Source organism: Streptomyces virginiae (assembly GCF_040638905.1).
Classification (GTDB): Bacteria; Actinomycetota; Actinomycetes; order Streptomycetales; family Streptomycetaceae; genus Streptomyces; species Streptomyces virginiae_B.
In genome coordinates this window covers 18,733-38,301 of the sequence record NZ_JBEZYV010000051.1, presented here as the reverse complement: position 1 = coordinate 38,301, position 19,569 = coordinate 18,733, and the positions used below count along the sequence as shown (strand labels likewise).

The following is a 19,569-nucleotide window of genomic DNA, read 5'->3' as shown; positions in this document are numbered from 1 at the left end:
CGCTCCAGTGGGCAGTGGCGCGAGATGCCTGCCGAGTTCGGCCCCTGGGCCACCGTCTACGGACGCTTCCGCGTGTGGCGGGACGCCGGTGTCTTACGGCCCTATTGGAAGGCCTGATCGTTCAGGGGGCCCAGGTGGGCAGACTGAGGAGCAGGCACAGGTTCAGGCTCTGCGGTCGCTGGAATCCATCTGGGCCATGAGCCCCTTGGCGTTCGCGGAGCACATCGCCGAACTCTGCCGCCGAGACGGCTGCACCGAAGGGCTTACCGGCCAGTAGCTTTGAGTGGGTTGGGCGCGACTCGGCCGAACAGGTGCCTCGTGGCCGAAATGAGATGTCATTCCGCTTACTGGAATGGATTATTTCGCGCAGTTGGTGACGATTTTAGATCTTGTAGGGATGGCTACTTTCAAGCCAGTGATCATTTGCGATGTGCAGGTGGTCGAATCGTCATCCCCTGGGGGGATCTTGCGTTACCGAAGAAGACCGGACTGGCCCGCGGGGCGCGTCCGGTCGCCGTTCAGGGCACCGGCCGGGCTGGGTGCCACGGCCGCCGCGCTGGCCGTCGTGATGACCGTGTCGACGATCTACGGAGCCGAGGCCGCCGTCGCCGCCCCTGCTGCCGCGGCCGACAAGGCGAAGCAGGCGAAGGAGACCGCGCAGTCCGCGGCGGACATACCGTCCGCCCGGGTAGCCGCGCGTCTGTACAAGCACCGCGTGGAGGCGCTCTCGGAGCGCTCCGAGACGTCCACCACGTATGTCAACCAGGACGGGTCGCTGACCACCGAGGTCGCGGCCGGCCCGATCCGGTTCAAGGACCCCGCCACGGGCCAGTGGCGCGACGTCGATGTGAACCTCGAGGCCGGGCCCGACGGTTCAGTCGCCTCCAAGGCCCACCCGCAGGGCCTGCGCCTGTCCGGGAAGACCGCCTCGAAGGTGTCCTTCCTGAAGTCGGCCCCGCCGGCCGAGGACGCGACGGCGGCCGCGGACCTGGTGACGCTGGGCACCGGCGACGAGGCGATCACGCTCCAGTGGCGCGGCGGCCTGCCGGCCCCGAAGCTTGACGGCACGAAGGCCACGTACGAAGGCGCCGTGCCGGGTGCGGACCTGATAGTCGAGGCGACCCGTACCGGTTTCGAGCAGTTCGTCGAACTGAAGGCGAAGCCCGAGGCGGGCTTCGGCTACACGCTGCACCTGAAGACCAAGGGCCTGAAGGCCGAGCAGCAGCCCGACGGCAGCGTGCTGTTCACCGACAAGAAGTCGAAGAAGACCGCGACCATGCCGGCCCCGGTCATGTGGGACTCGACCGTGGACGCCGCTTCCGGCGAGCACACCCGGCGGGCCAAGGTCGGCCTGAAGGTCGTCAAGACCAAGGACGGCGTCGACCTCGTCATCACCCCCGACGCCGCCTTCCTCGCCGACCCCGCGACGAAGTACCCCGTCACCGTCGACCCCTCCACCTCCTCACTGGGCAACCTCTTCGACACCTACGTCCAGCAGGGCGAGACCGTCGACTGGTCCAACGACACCGAGCTGGACCTCGGCAACCCCGGCACCAAGAACGGTGACGGAACCTGGCGCACCGCCCGTTCCTTCATCACCTGGAACACCGCCCCCGTCGCCGACGCGCTCATCTCCGACGCCAAGCTGTCGCTGTGGAACTTCCACTCCGGCAACACCGACTGCACCAGCCAGCCCTGGGAGGTGTGGACCTCCAACGGGCCCACCACCGCCTCCCGCTGGACCAACCAGCCGGCCATGGTCACCAAGATGGCCACCTCCACCGAGACCAAGGGCAACCCCGGCTGCGCCGCCCAGCCCGACGGCTGGATCAACGCCGACGTCACCAGCCTGGTCCAGCACTGGGCCAATAACAAGTGGACGTTCTCCAGCATGGGCCTGCGGGCCACCGACGAGAACAACATCAAGCAGTGGAAGAGGGTCAACTCCTCCAACGCCGCCTCCAACGTCCCCAAGCTGACGGTGACCTACAACTACCGGCCGCGGACGGGCACCAAGCAGGAGGCGGGCCCGCCGTTCTTCTCCTACGGCGGCGTCTACACCGTCAACACCGTCACCCCGACCCTGCGCGACACCTTCGTCGACGCCAACGGCGACCAGGTCAACGGCACCTTCCAGATCTTCGACTCGGCCACCGACACCCAGGTCGGCAACGTCATCGTGTCGCCCTTCGTCGCTTCCGGCGAGGCTGCCTCGGTCACCGTTCCGGCAGGTGTGCTGACCAACGGCAAGACGTACAAGTTCCGTTCCAACCCGTACGACGGAACCCACTACAACACCGGCTGGTCGGCGTGGAAGACGTTCACCGTCGATACCGCCGCCCCCTCCGCCCCCACCGGGCTGACCTCGACGGACTACCCGTCCAACGCCTGGGTCAAGGGCGCCGGGCAGGCGGGGAACTTCACCGTCTCCCCGCCCGCCGGCACGGACCACCAGTGGCTCGAATGGTCCCTGGACGCCGCCGAGTGGACGCGCGTACCCACCGACGGCACCGCCGGTAGCCGGACCCTGTCCGTCACCCCGCCGTCGAACGGAACCCACACCCTCTATGTGCGCACCGTCGACAAGGCCGACAACGAGTCGGAGGCCGTCGAGTACGAGTTCCACGCCGGGCCGGGCGGCTTCGTCCAGCCCGCGGACGGCGAGCGTACGGCGCGACGGCTCCCGCTGACCGCCGAAGCGGACGGCGCTACCTTCAACGCGGCGTCCTTCTCCTGGCGCCGCTCCGAGGCCGACCCCTGGGTCCAGATTCCGCCCGGGCACGTCACCAACGCCGGCACGCCGCTCACTGCCTGGCCCGTGTCCATGACCTCGGGGCGCACCCCGGCACTGGTCTGGAACACCACCGACACGGTCGACCCGGACGGCAGCGTCCAGATTAAGGCCGACTTCACCGGCCCGGCGAGCGCCACCGGCGCCACCCAGCCCCTCGCCGTGGTCGTCGACCGCAACGCGAGTGGCGCCGCCACCAGCCCGGTCGGTCCGGGCACGCTGAACCTGCTGACCGGCGACTTCGAGGTGTCGGCCACTGACGTCTCCGCCTTCGGCATGTCCGTCTCCCGCACCACCTCCTCGCGCGACCCGCACAAGGGCGCCAAGCAGGAGGGCCAGGCCGCGATCTTCGGCCAGGAGTGGTCCTCCGGCACGGCGGCCGAGATCGTCCAGTCCGACTACTCGCACGTCGCGCGGGTCTCGGACACGGCCGTGGACGTCGTGACCACCTCGGGTGACGCGCTGCACTTCACCGCCAACGCGGCACGCAACGGCTGGGTCTCCGAGCCCGGCGCCGGCGCAATGACCCTGACCGGCAGTGTCAGCGGCTCGTTCACGCTGACCGACGACGGTGGCACGGTCACCGAGTTCACCCGGGGCGACCCGGCGATGACCACCTGGCAGGTCTCCAGCACCCAGGTCGGCGGAGTCGACAACTCGACCACCACCGTGGTGTCGGAAGCGGTCACCGTCGACACCAAGAAGCTGGCCCGCCCCAAGCGGGTCATCGCCCCGACGTCCGCCACGACCGCCTCGGCCTGCGCCACCACCCCGCAGACCAAGGGATGCCGCTCGTTGGAGTTCGTCTACGCGACCGCCACCACCGCCACCGGATACAGCACCTCCGCCGACTTCGGCGACTTCGCCGGCCAGGTGAAGGAGATCCGGCTGTGGTCCACCGAGCCCGGCGCCGTGAACGCCACCTCGAAGGCGGTCTCCACCTACCGCTATGACGCCGGGGGCAACCTCCGCCAGCAGTGGGACCCCAACCTGGCGCAGAGTACCCAGGCGCAGTACGGCTACGACACCGCGGACCGCGTCAACTGGCTGCAGGCCAAGTCCGAACTGCCCTGGTCGTTCACGTACGGCCAGGCGGGATCCTCTCCCACCGCCGGTGACGGCATGCTCCTCAAGTCCTCGCGGTCCGGCCTGAAGCCTGGCACGGCGGGCGAGGAGCTGGGCACCGCGGCCACCAGCGTGGTCTACGGCGTCCCGCTGAGCGGCGGCGCGGCCCCGTACCCGATGGGCGCGGCCGACGTGAAGGCCTGGGGGCAGAGCGGCGCACCTACCGACGCGACCGCCCTGTTCCCCGCCGACGCGGTTCCCTCGTCTCACTCCGGTTCGGCACTCGCCGCGTCGGCCTACACCCGGGCGGCAATCACCTACCTGGGCGCCTCCGGACGTCCCGTCAACAGCGCGTCGCCCGGCGGACACATCACCACCACCGAGTACGACCAGTACGGGAACACCGTCCGCGAGCTCTCGGCCGCCAATCGGGCCCTGGCCCTGGGCACGAGCCCCGCGGACCAGGCCGCACAGGCCAACCTGGGCATCGGCCAGCTCACCAGCGCGGAGCGCGCCCACCAGCTGAGCACGACGACCACGTTCGACGCGGCCGGACTACGGCAGCTCGGCAAGCTCGGCCCGCTGCGGCGCGTCGACCTGACCGCCGACCTGAAGAACGGCGCGACCCTGCTGGTTCCGGCAGGCACCTCGGTGACCGCCCGCGACCGGTCGGTCCTCGAATACGACGCCGGTCGGCCCACCAACGGCACCGCCAGGGTCAAGGACCAGGTCACCAAGGCCACCGTCGGCGCCCAGGTCCGCGAGCACCCGACGGTACTCGGCGAGCCCCGCGCCACCGAGACCGTGATCGACTGGGCCAGGGGCCTGCCGGTCAAGACCGTCCGGGATCCCGGCGGCCTGGCCATCACGGAGACCACCGAGTACGACGCCAAGGACCGGGTCTCCAAGCAGCTGCTCCCCGGCGCGAACGGCACCGATGCCGCCACCCGCGTCACCACGTACTGGTCGGCGACCGGCACCGGCACCTGCCAGGGCCGCCCCGAGTGGGCCGACCTGGTCTGCACGACCGGTCCGGCGGGCGCGGTCACCGGCGGCAACCCGTCGCAGCTGCCGACGACCACCACCGAGTACAACTGGTGGGGCAGCCCGGCCAAGCAGATCGAGACGGCGAACGGGTCCACGCGGACCACCACCACCGAGTTCGACGCGGCCGGCCGGACGACCAAGGTCACCACGACCGGCGGCACCGGCACGGCAGCTCCGGAGTCCACCACCGAGTACGACGCGGTGACCGGCCGGGCCGTCAAGAACACCTCGCCCACCGGCGGGACCATCGTCAAGCAGTTCGACAAGCTCGGCCGGACGATCTCCTACACCGATGCCGACGGCGGTGTCACCACCACCGAGTACGACCTGCTCGACCGTCCGACCAAGGTCACGGATAACGTGCCGTCGACCGTCACCTTCACCTACGACCACGCCGCCGACCCTCGGGGCCTTCCCACGAAGACCACCGACTCGGTCGCCGGCGAGATCCGGCCGTCGTACGACGCGTCGGGCGCCGTCCGCAGCGAGAAGCTGCCCGGCGGGTACACGCTCAACATCAGCACCGACCCGGGCGGTGACGCCACGAAGCGCAGCTACGTGCGCGACAGCGACTCGGCCGTGATCTACAGCGACACCGTGAACGAATCCGTCCACGGCCAGATCACCACGCACTCCGGCATCTCCGACCAGCGTTTCCGCTACGACACCGCGGGCCGCCTGGCCTCCGTCGAGGACACGGCGGACACCGTCTGCACCCGTCGCACCTACGCCTTCGACGGGCGTTCGAACCGCACGGGCCTGACCACGGCCGCCGGCGCCCCCGGCGCCGACTGCCCGGCCACCGGCGGAACCACCACCACCCACACCTACGACAGCGCCGACCGGATCGTCGACAGCGGCTACGCCTACGACGCGTTCGGGCGCACCACCACCGTGCCGGGCCACGGGACCGTCGCCTACTACAACAGCGACCGCACCCGCCAGCAGACCCTGTCCAACCAGCGGCAGACCTGGGGCCTCGACGCGGCCCAGCGCTACCGCGGGTGGACGAAGGAGTCGTACAACGGCTCGACCTGGACCCAGACCGCGTCCCGCGTCAACCACTACAGTGACGACGCGGACAGCCCTCGCTGGATCGTCGAGGACACCGCGACCGGTGCGGTGACCCGCAACGTCGTCTCCGCCGGCGGCCTGACCACGACGAGCAAAACGGGGGACGTCGTCCTCCACCTGACGACGATCCAGGGCTCCGTCGCCGTCCAGCTCCCGCTGACCGCGGGCCAGCCGCCCGTGGTGCTGGACACCGACGAGTACGGCAAGCCCCGCGCGGGCCAGGCCGCGGCCCGCTACGGCTGGCTCGGCGGCCATCAGCGCTCCGGCGAGACGCCCAGCGGTCTGACCCTGATGGGCGCCCGCCTCTACAACCCGTCCACCGGCCGCTTCCTCTCCTCGGACCCGGTCTACGGCGGCAGCGCCAACGCGTACGAGTACGCCAACGCGGACCCGATCAACCAGCGGGACCTGGACGGCCGGATGTCCACGTCCTGGCGCAAGAAGATCATCGAGGCCAACGCCTGCATGTCGCTCGGATGGCGCGGCTGCGCCCTCGCCTCGGCGATTTCGGGAATGCTGCTCGCGACCTTCCGGAGCGGCGCGAAGAACAACGCGATCCGGCACTTCATGTGGCAGGCGAGCCTGACCTTCTACTTCGGCGCACGAGCGGCCAAGAGGCTGGGAGACGCGCATGAATGGGGCCAGACCGGACGCGACACCCAGATCGACCAGCACAACAACTCCGTCGCCCGCAACTTTGCCGTGCGGAACTGGTGGGCCATGCTGAGCTGGTACACCTGGGGCGTGTTCTGGACGACCCTCTACTTCTTCGCACGCGTCTACTACTACAACGGCGTGCTGTGGAGAAAATAGGAAGGGAACCCTTGATCACCACACAATCCCCGCGCCGCGGACCGTTCGTGGTCCTGGCCGTCATCGTCGGCTGCGTGACCGGGCTCGCTCTGCTGGCCGGGTCGGCGTATCTGCTCTTCTACGGGTCGGAGGGCTCGTGCCAGGAGAGCAAGGCGGTCGAGCGCATGGCCCGGGTCTCGGCTGCGGCGCCCGCCGTCCCAGCCGGCGCCACGCCCGTCACGGATCGAACCTACGTGGAGTGCATGGACGACAGCGGCGATCCCTGGGTAATGGCGAACAGCGCCTACACCCACGACATGGACGCCAAGTCGCTGGTCGCCCACTACTGGGACACCGCGAGCAAGGAAGGATGGAAAGCGGTCGGCACCCGGGAACAGGCCCCGGCCCAGTTCCGGAGCGGCTCCGGCATGTGCTTCCACAAGGAGGTGGACGGCGCCCCGGCGCTGCTCCGGGTGGGGGCCGACGGGCCGACGGAGTTCGCCGTGACCATGGAGTCCGCTCTGGACGGATCCACGATCACCTGCTGAACCGCTGACAGAGCCCAGAGCACAGAGCACAGAGCGCCCGGCGGGCCGACGGCCCGCCGGGCGCCTCTCGTTCCGGCGGCGCGCCCGTCGGGAAGCCACGGGCGGGTCAGGCGTGCGCCGACAGGTGCGACACGCCGGCACCGGCCCCGCCTGCGCGGGTCGCAGGCCGGTACGAAGCGGTGGGGTGTTGTGGACCGGGCGCTGAGAGCCTTGGGGCTGCGCACGAGGGCTCGGTGGGGTGCTGCTGGAGGACGGGACCGAGGTGAGGCCGCTGTACTTCGACGTGGGCAGCGGCGCGTATATGCCGTCGTCGACGGAGTGGCACGCGTACGACGGCCGGTTCGGCCGCTCGAGGGCCTGGGCGAGCTGCCGCTCGTGCTCAACGCGGTCGCCGCGGCGCTCGACTACGGCACGGACGGGCTGCCAGGTGAAGTCAGTGCTGGGTGAGGCGAAGGCGCCAGAGTAGTTCTCGGGCGGCGTCGCGGTCGGTCATGTCGGCTGGGGTCACCATGATCATGACGGGCATGCCTTTGGTGTCGACCACGATATGTCTCTTGCGGCCGTAGCGCGTTGCGGCGGGCGTTCGTGATCCAGCCGATGGTCCGCTCTACGCGTCAGCGCCAGGGAAGGTCCTTTGGGTCGCGAGACGGTCCTCAAGGTGATTCTGGGGAAGTCGCGGGCCCAGTCGACGAGCTGGCCGGCGTAGGCGGAGTCCGCCCAGACCTGTGTGATCTGCGGGACTATGAATGCCTGCCACAGAACAGCGAAGCGCACCTGAACTGGTCACTCATCACCCTCATGACCAGGCGACTCACCCGAAAACCCGCCCGGTGGACGTGCACGCCGCGCAGGCTGGGTGTCTCGGTGTCTTTCGGTTCTGCCACGACGAACTTGAGTACATGGAGCAGGCCCGGCCGTTGCTTCGGCACTTCGTCACCGGGCTGTTCCGCCAGTACGAGATAGCCATCCCGTCAGCCTGACCGCCCACACGCCTCCGTCTCGGGGATAGACCGAGGCACGCATGGGGAGCTGTAGCTGGCTGACAGCGATGGAGGGGGAGGGCCGGAGCATGGGAACGGGCACAGTGGTGCTGATGGTGTTAGCGATCTTGGGCGGCGCGGGAGGCGTGGTCGGGATCCTGGTGCGTGCCGGGCGTCGTGAGGCCGAGGCAGAGAAGGTTCGGCTGGCGGAGCAGGCGAGGGTCCAAGCCGTGCGGTCGATGGAGGCGGTCTGGTCGATGGGGCCTCTCGAGTTCGAGGAGTACGTCGCGGACCTGTGCCGCCGGGACGGCTGCACCGAGGTCCGCCGAGTAGGCGCCACCAACGATCTGGGTGCCGACGTGATGGGCCGGCTGCCGGACGGCCAGCAGCTCGTGGTGCAGTGCAAGCGCTACGCGAAACACCGCACCGTCGGCAGCCCGGACCTCCAGAAGTTCAACGGCACCGCCCGCAGCGAACACGGAGCAGACGTCCCGCTCTTCGTCGCCTCGTGCAAGTTCACCAAGCAGGCCCGGGCCTTCGCAGCCCGCCACGGCTTGGTCCTCGTCGACGTCGACCTGCTCGGCTTCTGGAACAGCGGCACAGCCCTGTCTGCGCTGCTCGATCTGGACATCGGCCGGTCCGGCACCAACCGGAAGCTGGCCCCGGACAGCTGAGGTCTCCATGCAGCTCAGTGGCCGGTGCCGATGCCCGTCGAGCCGCGCCCGCGCCCGTGTCGCCGGGGCCGCGATGACGAGACGGCGGGTCGCCGGGCGGGTGTTCAGCGCTTGGGTCACCTGCCGGGTCGTCGGGGAGAGGCCGGCGGGGACACCTGTACGGAGGCGAGGACACGGGCGTACGTCCCAGGCCCGTAGACAGCCAGGGCCACCGCGAGCGAGGCCACGGCTGTCTCGGTCGGCCCCGCGCCCCAGCGGGTTCGTCCTCGGCGGCGGGCGCCTGGCGAGGGAGTTCGCGACGGGCGGCGAGGAGCACGGCAGAGGGCCTGGGCATGAGCCGCGTCCAGCGTGATGGTCAGCAGTGCCCGGCCTGCCGACCATCGAGCCTGCGCCCGGGGCGGGTGGGGCGGAGGGCCGGCCAGGACCTTGAGCGGACAACGGACGTGCACCGCGGTGGAGCAGACCCACCGGACGCTGGAGGTCGCCGTCGAGATGGCCGCCAAGCTTCAGGACGGGATCCGGGAACGAGCCGCCCCCCTGGCCACAGCCCGCCTCGGTGACATTCCCACCGCCGCACGGCCAGCAGCCTGTGCAGGCGGCTCAAGGCGGCCGGTGTGCGACGGTTGCATGGCGCGTCGCAGGCGTGCCGGCCCCGGCCTGGCAGAACCGCAACGGCAGTGCCGCCGCGCGAGCGCGATGACCGAACCTGGCCCGGATGCGGCACTCGAACGCAGAAGCCCAGTGTCCGTGCAGACTGCGCTGCGCGGGCACTGGGCTTCCTTGCTACGGCTCCTACAGGCTTGTCAGGAGCTTCTGCGGGCCTTGATGTAGGCGATGCTCTGCCGTGCGGCCGCTACCGTGATGGCGATGAAGACCGCCTTCAGCAGCAGCGGAACGAGGGTGAATTCCTCGATGTCGTCCAGCGTGAGCACTGCTGCTATTGCCCAGATTCCGAGGATCTCGGTGGGCGGTTTGATTCTGGTGGTCATGTCAGCCGTTTCGATGTGGGGTGAGTCTGCTAGAAGTGGTTCCGGCGTTATCACGTCCAAGAATCTGTGAACCCGCGCGCTACGCGGAAGCGGCCGGTGCGCAGGTCGTCGACGAAGGCCGCCACGGTCTTGCGGAAGCGGCGGCGCTGCTCTGGGGTGAGGCGGTCCAGGTCGGCGGTGAAGCGGGGCAGGGCCTCGTACGTGGGCACGTGAACTCCTCCAGGAAGCACGAAGCCCCCGGCCGGTGGCCGGGGGCGGTGGTGGCTGTTCGTGGTGAAGGGCGTCGGTGACGTGGTGTGCTCAGCGATGGCGGGTGGTTGGGGCAGTCGTGCGCTGGTGTGCGCTCGATGACGGTGGAGTCGGCTGGAGTGGATCTCCGGGGCGGGCGGGGCTCGTGGGGGTGGGACGCAGCATTCGCACGGCACCATCAGGCGTCGCCGTAGTGCTCCCGCATCACCACCACCCACTGCTCGGGCCGGGCCGCCTGGCAGTCGGAGCATCGGCGCACTGTGACGCGCTCGGCGACGGGGAAGTCGGACTGCGCAGAGCGCATCTGGAGCACGTTCAAGAGCAGCGGTTGCGTAGAGGGGGCAGCGCTCGCCGTACCTGGTGGTGTTCATGCGGGGGAGAGTGCACACACGCGTGGCTTACCGTCTCGGGCTGCCGGGACGGCCCGCCTGACGGGCGCTCCGACAAAAACTTGCTGATGGCTTCCCGCCCGGCGGGAAGGACCCCAGATCCGCGCTTCTGCGCAGGTCATGGGCGGGTTTCCATGACCGGGTGATCAGCAGAGAGGACTTCCGTCCGGGAGACGGGTGGCGATACCTGTTCCGCGGCGTGATGGTCGGCGACGGCCGGCGCCCTGCGGGCAAGCCGCTGCGTGCCGCCCAAGAGGAAGCCGGTGTCCCGCCCGGTGTGTGGAAGGGCCGGGGCGTGGCCGCGGTCGGCCTGGCGGTTGGGGACGTGGTGACCGAGCGGCAGGCCGAACTCCTCCTTGGCGAGGGCCGGCACCCGGACGCCGACCGGATCGAGCGGGACCTCCTAGCGGAGGGCAAGAGCCCGGCGCAGGCCCGGCGGGCGACCGTGCTGGGCAGGCCCATCGAGCACAACCAGTCGCCGGAGACCGAGGAGGCCAAGGAGCGGACGGCCCGGCTGGGGATGGGCCTGGTGTTCCGGGCCCCGTCGACGGCGCACATCGCCTGGGCGCTCATGGATGACGAGACCCGCCGGGTGCTGGAGCTGTGCCAGGACATCGCCCGGGACAAGACGCTGGCGTGGCTCGAGGACGCGGTCGCGGAGATCCGGTGGAAGAGCGGCGGCAAGAACCGCGCCCGGGTCCGCGACGGTCTGATCGTCGCGGTCTTCCGGCACTACGAGTCCCGCGCCGTCGATTCGAGGCCCCTGCTTCACGATCACGCCGTGGTGTCCACCGCGCTCGGCGGCCGGACGGGACGTGGGGCAATCAGACGGCCGCCGTCCTGATGACGTACATCGTCGCGGCCGACGCCCTCTACACCCTGCTCTTCATGGAGGAGGTGTCCGCCCGGCTCGGGTGGGCGTGGCAGCCACGGGAGGTGACGCCCGGCCGCCGACCGGTCATAGAGATCGCCGGGATCGACCAGAGGTTCATCGGCTGGCAGTCCACCCGCCGCCAGCAGATCGAGGACGCCCTCCCCGTCCTCACTGCCAAGTACGAGGAGCGGCAGGGGCACCCGCCAGGGGAGCGAGCCGCATACGCGCTCGCCTGCCAGGCCGCCGACCAGACCCGCCGGCCCAAGCGCAAGGAACTGCGGTCGCTGTCCGAGCTGCGCGCCGCCTGGCGGGATTTTGCGGGGCGCGGCCCGAGCCTACGGAGCCGACGTCGTCGCACGGCTGGCGGAGCACGCCCGTGCAGCGGCCGCAGCGATATGGGCGCGGGTACGCCCGGTTGTCGACGTCGCCCTGGCCGCCGTCGAGACCATAGCCGTGGTGTACGTGATGCGCGGCGCCTTCAACCGCCACCACCTCCTCGCCGAAGCCCGCCGCCACATCTCCTACGCCCTGCGCAGCCGCCCCCACCAGCCCGGCCTGGACGAACAGACCGTCCAGACGGCCATCGACGCGTACACCCGCCCGGTCGGCCGGGGCTGGATGATGACCACTGACCTGCGCGCCCTGTACCCGCACGACACCGAGGACCAGGCCGTGGTGCGCCCCCTGACTCGCAATCGGTCCGCCACCCCGTACCAGCGGGCTCGCCTCGCTGCCGGCGCCCTAACTGCCCGGGTCCATGCCGTACGCCGCGCGGACCGCCTGAACTCCCGGACCCGGCCGCGCACCGTCGCTGTGTCGACCACCCCGAGACCCAACCTGTGCCCGGGGCGGGCGGAGCGGCAGGGTCGGCCGGGACCGTGAGCCGACGACGGACGTCGCCGCGGTGGAGCAGGGCCGCAGCCGCTGAGATGGCCGCCCGACTCCAGGCCGGCATCCGTGAACGAGCCGCCGCCCGCCGCCCCTCACCCCAGCCCGCCCCCGCGACGGCCCCACCGCCGCACGCCCAGCAGCCTGTCCAGCCCGCGCCGGGACGGACGACACCCACCGGAGGAAGCGCATGACCACTAGCCACCCGCGGACCCGAGAATCGAAGTTGTCGCCGCCCGGCTAAAGGCGGCCGCCCAGGAGCGCGCCGAAGCGCTCGGCCCGCCGCCGGTCTGGCAGCCGATCTGGAAGCGGCCCCGGAAGCCGAAGACCAGCAAGGAGAAGAAGGCGGATCTGGCCAAGCAGCGCAAGCGGCTCAAGGCCGCCGGGGGTACGCCGGTTCTACGGCTCCCAGGCGCGCCGGCCCCGGCCCCGGCAGAACCGCATCGGCAGCGCGGCGGCCCGCCGCGATGCGCGCGCCCTGTCCCGCATGCGGCACTCGAACGCCTGGCTGTGGTGACGATCCCCGGGCATCGTCCACCGAGTGGACCGCCCGATGCCGACACCGGGTGGAGCCCACCGAGTGGGCTCCACTGAGGAATCCACCCACTGGACGCCACTCCCCGCAGTGGACTCCATCGGGTGGAGTCCACTGCGGTGCGCACCATCCGATGGTGCGCCGCACCCGATCTCCACCCCGCGCCGCACCAGCGCCGCACCCCCTTGACCGGGATCGGCTCTACCCCTTGACCAGGTTCGCCACCTGGCACGTTTCTCCTTGACACAGGTGGTTTCGGCCGCCGGTCAGGCCGTGGTTAAGGGGGTCTGTGATAGGGCGGCCCGCCACCGCCACCGCCACCGCCACCGCGCACCTGGTGCGGTGCACGGTGGTGCGCATCGTGGTGCCCGGTGCGGTGCGGTCGGTGGTGCGCGGCCCCCGATGGGTGCGGTGCGCACAACCGCCGTCCACGATGCGCACTACACGATGGAGAGGTGCACCGGGTGGGCTCCGGCCGGTGCGGGGTGGGCGGCGGAAGCCTGGCCCGGAACTGCAGGAGGACGTCGATGACGGCACGGGCGATGCGCTCCGCTGAGGTCTGTCGACAGTGCCGCACTTCAGGAGGCACCGCTCCGTCCCTATGATCACGCTAGGCACAGACCTGGGGGGAAAGAATGCCAAAGCCGGAGAACCGCGCTGTCGTCGACCCAGAGATACCTGAGAAGGATCAGAAGGTGCTTCTAAAGGTCGACGACGCCTTGCTGCCGTCGGCGGATGGCAGCCGAGCCCCAAGCCCAACAGCGGACGAGGTACGGCGCCATCGAAGAGCGGCGGAGCGCGTACGCAACCCGAAGCAGCAGCAGAACCTTTCCCTCGGCCCTGCAGGGAGCGGCTGCCTCGCCATCTTCTTTGGGGCATTCGCCCTTCAGTTGGCTAGCCCCCCTGCCTCTTGGTGGGGTGTGGCTTTGGGGGGTACCGCTGCAGCTGTCGCCCTTCTGATCTGCATAGGGCAGATCATGCTTCGGCGCGACGACACCCGACACCGGCGGACGGCTATCCATTACCGCAACCGATACGTCTGCCCCTGTGACCTGGATCAGCGACAACGGAGTCTTCTGGTGCGCGCCTCAACAGCCGTAGACACCATCCTCACCTCGCAGGCCCACAAACGTCAGCTCATCGACGCCACGCGAAATCAGGTGGAACTACCGCCGACGCTGTGGAATATCGCGCAAGATCTTGGTGCGATCGACCGGCTTGCAATGAAGCACATGGCAAACAAGGCCAGCAGCGCTGGTGGCGGTGTCGATGCCGCGCTTGTCACCAGGGAAGCAGCCATCGAGGCCAGCCGCCACGCTGTCGAGACTCGCGTGAAGGCGCTGGAGCAGTACGCGGCGAAGGTGCTACGTCTCGACGCGCTCTGGACGCAGCAGCGGCAGCTCGAAGCCCTCGAAGCCGACTCCGACGAGTACCTCAAGCTCTTGGCGCAGACCACCGGGGACAGCTTTACGGTCGACCGCCTTCGGGCAGCTGAGACTGAGGCGACGGAGATGGCCGGTCCGCTGCTCGAAGCAGTACTCGGAGCGCGGCAAGCCGCTGAACTGGCGCTGCCCAAGGCGAACAGCACAGCTTGACGGGTTCTGGCTCTGGCGAGGCTCGGCTGCTCTTGATGAGCGATCTGAGGATCGCGGTCTACGACCATCCCGGCAGCCGGTAGGAACCGCGGGAGGGATGCAAGGAGGTGCGGTGGGAAAGTCCGGTGAGTTCGTCGGATCCTGCACCGGTGAGTGCACCGCTTTCCTCACTGTTGCTGGTCGGCGGGCTGGTGGGGTGTGTGGGTACTCCGTCGAGGCGACGGGGCCGGTCTCCGAGCTCTGCGCCGCACCCACAGAGTGATCACGTCTCGATAACAGGCGTCACACCGTCGGCTCCGGCGACACCAGTAGCAGGTGAAGGCGGGATCCTGTCCGGAGTCCCGCGCCACCCGCGTGAGGAGCCTCGACCATGACGTACGCCAAGCAGCGCCCGGCAGCCCGAACCGGGGCCGGGCCCGACCTGGTCAAGGGTGCTGAGAACCCTGCAGCCGGCCCGCAATCCAGTGCCGCGTCCAGTGCCGTGAACGACTCCAACGTCATCCCCATCACCGCAGCTCACACCACCCGCCAGGGGTCTGCCCGGCACGCTGACACCTCTCTCCCTGACCCTGAGACAGCAGCGAAGGGGAAGAGGTCCACTCCCACGGCCGGGAAGGTACGGGCCGATGCGCTGCGGATGCTGGGGTGCGTACGGATAGCCACGGTCCGGCAGATGGCCCAGGTGATCACGGAGGAGGAGTCGGACGGCCGGTCGTACGTGCGCAGGGCCATGGTGGAACTGACGGAGCTCGGCCTGGCGGAGACGAACGGCAAGGACGGCAAGCACCAGATCTGGAACCTCACCCGGGCCGGGCAGCAGGCTCTGGCCGACGGCAACGAGCTGCCACCACGACCGAAGGCCGGCACCGGAGCGAAGGCCGTCCGAGCCGGGTTCGGCCCGCACGCCGTCGCGGTGACCGACACGATCCTCGCCTACACCGACACCGTCCTGCGCGGTCGCCGGGAGTACCTGACCGACTGGCAGGTGGAGGTCAACCACGCCATCAAGGAGACCGGCCTGAGCTTCAACACCGACGCCGTCCTCGCCGTGCCCACCAAGACCAGCGAGGTCCGCCTCTTCGAACTCGACAACGGCACCATGTCCCAGGCCCGGCTCGCCAAGGAGGTCTGGGACTACGAGCGCTACGCCGGCCACCGCGTCTGGGAAGGCGCCCGCGGCACCATCGGCACCACGTACCCGCTCTGGCAGCGCCACCGCTACACCCGCTCCCAGACCTTCCCGCGCCTGCACGTCGTCCTGGCAGGCAAAGCCGAACACCTCCTCGACAACCGCCTTCAGGCGCTCACCGCCGCCGTGCAGGGCATCACCATCGCGGTGTGGGCCAACACCCTGCCCCGGCTCCAGCGCGGCGAGCCCTGGTACGAGATCGGCGTCGACGACCCGCACCGGCGCCGGGCCCGCTACCCCGAAGCGGTCGGCCGCTGACCGGCGCTGGGCAAGTCCGAGGGGAGCCTGGGCAAGCCGCCCAAACACCGGCTTGCCCACCCCGGCCAGGGCCGGCTGACCGATGACGGGTGACCGGTCACCGCCTCGGCCGAGAGTTGCATGGACCGGTCACGGCGCTGACGTGCGGGTTGACCGATCGTGGGAGACGGATCGGTCACCGCCGCCTGCCGACCGGTCACGGCTTCTGCTGGGCAAGCCCTCGGCACGGAGGGCTTGCCCAGCGTCCGGATCACGTGGCGGGACGGCTGCCGAGGTCGTGACGTCACCGGCTGGGATGCGGAGGCCCGGAGCCGTCCTACGCCTCCTCCGCGGTTGTACGACGGAGTCATGAGAGGAAACAAGCAGGAGAAGTCGGTCGAACTCGAGCGCCGCGATATGTGGCGCGCCCTCACGCGCTACACGCCTCCCACCCCGACCCGGTTGACCGCTTCGTTCCGTTCGAGCGGCCGCCTATGTTGCTGTCCCCAGCTGAGCCGGACGACATCCCCTGGAGGGTTCGGGTGGAGCTGCCCGGGGAGAGGGCCGGCCTGCGTACGTACGTGCCTGCTGGGCTGCCTAAGCGGGTGGGGCGATCATGATTTCTGTTCCGAGGTTGTTCATGCGGGTGTCCTTGTACATGGTGGTTTCGCCGTCGCTCCAGCGGATCATGAGGTCGTTGGTGAGACCGTCGCTGGTGAACTGCCCGGTGGTCATGATGACGCTGTGGGTCCAGGTCTTGTTGGGGCCGTGGATGGGCTGCTCGCTGCCCAGGCCGCCGGTGGTGGTGCCGACATAGTTGTTGAGCGCGCCGCTGGACCAGCGGACCATGAGGTCCCACTTCTGGTTGCCGGAGTACTGCCCGGACGTCAGCAGCGTGGCGTCCTTCCAGGTGCTGTTGGGGTCCTTGAGCTTGTACTCCTGGCCCGTGGTGCCGGCGCTGACGTTGGTGAAGAGGCTGAGTTCGCCGTCGGACCAGCGGACCATGAGGTCGGTGACGTAGGTGGCGGCGTTGAAGCGGCCGGCGGCGATCTGGGTGGCATGGCTCCAGATGGATCCTGAAGGAGCCATTTCGATGCCGGCGCCGAGGCCGTTGGAGCCGACGTCGCCGTGCAGGGTCATCCGGCCGTCGTCCCAGCGGACCATGAGGTCGAACTCACCGGTGCCGGTGAAGTCGCCGGCGGTGATGGTGGCGACCGGCTTCCACCCGGCATTGGGTGCCAGGAGCTGCCGTTCGGGACGGAAGCCGCCATTGCCGTCACCGGGGTAGAGGGTGGCTTCGCCGTCGGTCCAGATGACGAGCAGGTCGCTGTGACCTGTGCCGGAGAAGTCGCCGGAGGCCATCTGCTTGGCGTGCTTCCACGTCTCGCCGCTTCCCGGCAGGACCGGGCCGTCCGTCGGAGGCTGGAAGGTGCCGCGGTGGACGTTCTTCGGTCCGATGCCGTTGTTGGCGTCGTTGTAAAGGTCCTGGGCGTCCTTGCCGTAGAGCGGCGCGTAGGAGATCCAGTCGACGTCGCCGCCGCCGCCCATGCCCCCGACGTTCCCGATCACCTCTCCAGTTCTGGCCGAGGCGTTGTATCCCCTGATCCAAGGGCCGCCGGAGACGCCACCGTGGTAGCCGCCGCACTCCATCTGCATCTGCCGGAACCCGTGCAGCCGACGGGTCGGTACATCACAGCGGATGGCCTTGTGCTGGCTGTTGTCGCTGGCGTGGGAGGGGTAGCCGATGACCGTCACGTTGTGGTCGTACGACGTCGAGGTGGTGAAGGTGAGGGCGCCGACGACGTCCTCGATCGCGCCCCTGCTGTTGGGGGCGACAGTGACGAAGGCGAAGTCCAGGTCCGAGACCGCGGCCCTTGTCTGGCCCGTGTTGGGGTAGCGGGGGTCTTTGTAGACATCGCCGACTGCGAAGAGTCCCCAGGGCTGGTTGGCGGGGATCTTGAGGAACTGGTACTGCGGTACGAAGACACGGTGGGTGGCCGCGTTCAGGCCGTTCGCACAGTGTCCCGCGGTAAGCACCAGGCTTTTCCCCTTGCTACGCACGACGCTGCCGGTGCAGTAGGTCGCGTTTCCGCCGACCGGCGTGCCGTCGAAGAAGAACGTCCCCACCATCGGGAGACCGTCGAAGTGCGCGGCGTGCGGTGTGTCCCGTGGTGCAGCGGCCGGCGAGTTGGGTGCTGACGGAGCTTTGGGCCCGGCGTCGCGGGCGGCGTCGATCGGCTTGGCCTGGGCCATCCGCTCAGCTGTCCAGTACTGCTCGTCCGCGCTTGGGGCCCGGGAAGCAGGGGGTGATTTGGGGGTGGACGCGGGAGGAGAGGGGGGAGCGGATACCGCTGGTGCGGGCGGAGGGGGAAGCACCGACGCGGAGGGTATTGAGCCGGCTAAGTCTGAAGGGCTGGGTGTGGGGGGCGACGACGAGGCTGAGGCTGAGGTTGAGGGTGAGGGGAGCGCTATGCCGGCCGGAGAGGGAGCGGCCGACGCTGCCAGGGCAGCGGGGGCGGTGAAGAGCACGGTGCTGGTGCCGACCGCGAGTGCGGTCAACCATCTTGATCTCAATGACTTGCTTCCTGAGTGCAGCGATGACGCCTGGCATCGCAGTGTGTTGGTGCGTCAGTTCGATGAAGAGGGCAGAGTAGGCAGCGGTGTGAAAGATCGTCAAAGAACTAAGACAGGCGACAAATGATGCGATTACGGGCATGGATCGGCGCGGCAGTCATGACGATTCCCCTGTACCTGGCACTCGGAGCCGAGGGCGTGCAGGCCGCTCCGCTTACGGATGTGCCATCGCCGCTTCCAAGCGGCGCCGACCAGCCGGTTCGGCCTGGAGAGCAGGTCAGCGTCTCGGTCGGCCTCCAAGACGCTGTCGGCAATGGCGACAGGGTCTTCTCCGAGGCGTTCACCGCCGATGGCCGGATGAGGATGAACGACCCGCAGGTCACCGCGGTCATGACGATCTCGTGCACCGCTGCGCCCGGAGCCTACGAGGTGCGCATCGGATCAGGCGGGGACCGCAACCCCTCCGAGGTCACGCGGCTCTGGGGGAGGGTCCGGGTGACTCCGGGTGAAGACACGGATCGTGAGGCGTGCGCGAGGCGGGTCTCCGGGCTGCCGCCTGAGCCCCAGGAGGAGCGCTGGCCCGCCGACGTGGAATGGCCCGCGAGCCCATGGGACGTGCGGTCGGTGAGGGCCGGCGGGGAACTGACTGCGACTGACGGCCTGGGAACGGGCGGCGACGCAAGCGTCACGTTGACCTCGCCGGTGTTCACACGACCAGTCGTCATGCACGGAGCGAGGCGGGTCTCCGCGGTTGTCCGTATCAGGTGTGACGCGAAGCCAGGTCTCTACACCGTGGCTTGGCGAGAGAAAGGGGCGCGGTCAAAGGTCTGGGCCCGACTGCGGGTGGAACCCGCAGCCCCTGACTGCCGCGACCCTGCCCCAACCCCGGCCGACCTGTTCAAGAGCGCGCCCGCCTGGCTGGCGGCAGGCATCTGTGCTGCCGCGCTTGCAGCAGGGGTACATGCACTGAAGCGGAAACGGCGTGCCCGCCCTCCCCTGGCAACGTGACCGCGCTCTGGAACGAGTTGTAAATCCCGTTCGTCTGCGCCCGACACGCGTTCCGGTTATTCCTGCCGAAC

The 19,569-nt window shown here is 69.4% G+C and carries 13 protein-coding genes and 3 pseudogenes; 11 read left to right on the top strand and 5 right to left on the bottom strand.

What is annotated here, in order from left to right:
• The 3 genes and pseudogenes from AB0F82_RS36070 to AB0F82_RS36060 form a co-directional block, all read left to right on the top strand.
• A pseudogene (locus AB0F82_RS36070) lies at positions 1-143 on the top strand (transposase); the annotation flags it as partial.
• A 425-nt stretch (positions 144-568) separates the two neighbouring features.
• Entirely contained in the window at positions 569-6,790 is a 6,222-nt protein-coding gene (locus AB0F82_RS36065; protein WP_362635439.1) for an RHS repeat-associated core domain-containing protein, read from the top strand.
• 11 nt (positions 6,791-6,801) lie between these two features.
• Positions 6,802-7,317 carry a hypothetical protein gene (locus AB0F82_RS36060; RefSeq protein ID WP_362635436.1) on the top strand — a complete coding sequence of 172 codons (516 nt, stop codon included), beginning with the start codon at positions 6,802-6,804 and terminating at the stop codon, positions 7,315-7,317.
• 442 nt (positions 7,318-7,759) lie between these two features.
• On the opposite strand, the pseudogene AB0F82_RS36055 reads toward AB0F82_RS36060, so the two are convergent.
• Positions 7,760-7,879 (bottom strand): annotated as a pseudogene (locus tag AB0F82_RS36055) (transposase); the annotation flags it as partial.
• Positions 7,880-8,147: 268 nt separating this feature from the next.
• Here AB0F82_RS36055 and AB0F82_RS36050 point away from each other — a divergent pair.
• Both AB0F82_RS36050 and AB0F82_RS36045 read left to right on the top strand, forming a co-directional pair.
• Positions 8,148-8,297, top strand: coding sequence for a hypothetical protein (locus tag AB0F82_RS36050; protein ID WP_362635434.1), 150 nt, complete (start codon positions 8,148-8,150; stop codon positions 8,295-8,297).
• A gap of 89 nt (positions 8,298-8,386) precedes the next feature.
• Positions 8,387-8,971 carry a restriction endonuclease gene (locus AB0F82_RS36045; RefSeq protein ID WP_362635432.1) on the top strand — a complete coding sequence of 195 codons (585 nt, stop codon included), beginning with the start codon at positions 8,387-8,389 and terminating at the stop codon, positions 8,969-8,971.
• 803 nt (positions 8,972-9,774) lie between these two features.
• On the opposite strand, the gene AB0F82_RS36040 is transcribed toward AB0F82_RS36045, so the two are convergent.
• The 3 genes from AB0F82_RS36040 to AB0F82_RS36030 form a co-directional block, all read right to left on the bottom strand.
• On the bottom strand, positions 9,775-9,960 hold the full coding sequence (locus AB0F82_RS36040; protein ID WP_362635429.1) for a hypothetical protein: 186 nt from the start codon (positions 9,958-9,960) through the stop codon (positions 9,775-9,777).
• A gap of 50 nt (positions 9,961-10,010) precedes the next feature.
• Positions 10,011-10,169, bottom strand: coding sequence for a hypothetical protein (locus AB0F82_RS36035; protein WP_362635426.1), 159 nt, complete (start codon positions 10,167-10,169; stop codon positions 10,011-10,013).
• A 218-nt stretch (positions 10,170-10,387) separates the two neighbouring features.
• Complete coding sequence (locus tag AB0F82_RS36030; protein WP_362635423.1) at positions 10,388-10,513, bottom strand: hypothetical protein; 126 nt, start codon at positions 10,511-10,513, stop codon at positions 10,388-10,390.
• 227 nt (positions 10,514-10,740) lie between these two features.
• Between AB0F82_RS36030 and mobF the strand changes: the two genes are divergently transcribed.
• The 5 genes and pseudogenes from mobF (at position 10,741) to AB0F82_RS36005 (ending at position 15,937) form a co-directional block, all read left to right on the top strand.
• Positions 10,741-11,442: a MobF family relaxase gene (mobF, locus tag AB0F82_RS36025; RefSeq protein WP_436842257.1), complete on the top strand. Its 702-nt coding sequence runs from the start codon at positions 10,741-10,743 to the stop codon at positions 11,440-11,442.
• Positions 11,442-11,726: pseudogene (locus AB0F82_RS38855) on the top strand (relaxase domain-containing protein); the annotation flags it as partial. The gene mobF and the pseudogene AB0F82_RS38855, both read left to right, overlap by 1 nt.
• 61 nt (positions 11,727-11,787) lie before the next feature.
• Complete coding sequence (locus AB0F82_RS36020; protein ID WP_362635447.1) at positions 11,788-12,354, top strand: hypothetical protein; 567 nt, start codon at positions 11,788-11,790, stop codon at positions 12,352-12,354.
• A gap of 1,620 nt (positions 12,355-13,974) precedes the next feature.
• Positions 13,975-14,490, top strand: coding sequence for a hypothetical protein (locus AB0F82_RS36010; RefSeq protein WP_362635421.1), 516 nt, complete (start codon positions 13,975-13,977; stop codon positions 14,488-14,490).
• A 370-nt stretch (positions 14,491-14,860) separates the two neighbouring features.
• Positions 14,861-15,937, top strand: coding sequence for a replication-relaxation family protein (locus tag AB0F82_RS36005; protein ID WP_436842256.1), 1,077 nt, complete (start codon positions 14,861-14,863; stop codon positions 15,935-15,937).
• 576 nt (positions 15,938-16,513) lie between these two features.
• Here the strand turns inward: AB0F82_RS36005 and AB0F82_RS36000 are convergent.
• Entirely contained in the window at positions 16,514-18,046 is a 1,533-nt protein-coding gene (locus tag AB0F82_RS36000) for a trypsin-like serine peptidase (RefSeq protein ID WP_362635415.1), read from the bottom strand.
• A gap of 603 nt (positions 18,047-18,649) precedes the next feature.
• On the opposite strand from AB0F82_RS36000, the gene AB0F82_RS35995 reads away from it, so the two are divergent.
• On the top strand, positions 18,650-19,498 hold the full coding sequence (locus AB0F82_RS35995) for a hypothetical protein (protein ID WP_362635412.1): 849 nt from the start codon (positions 18,650-18,652) through the stop codon (positions 19,496-19,498).
• The last annotated feature ends 71 nt before the right edge of the window (positions 19,499-19,569 follow it).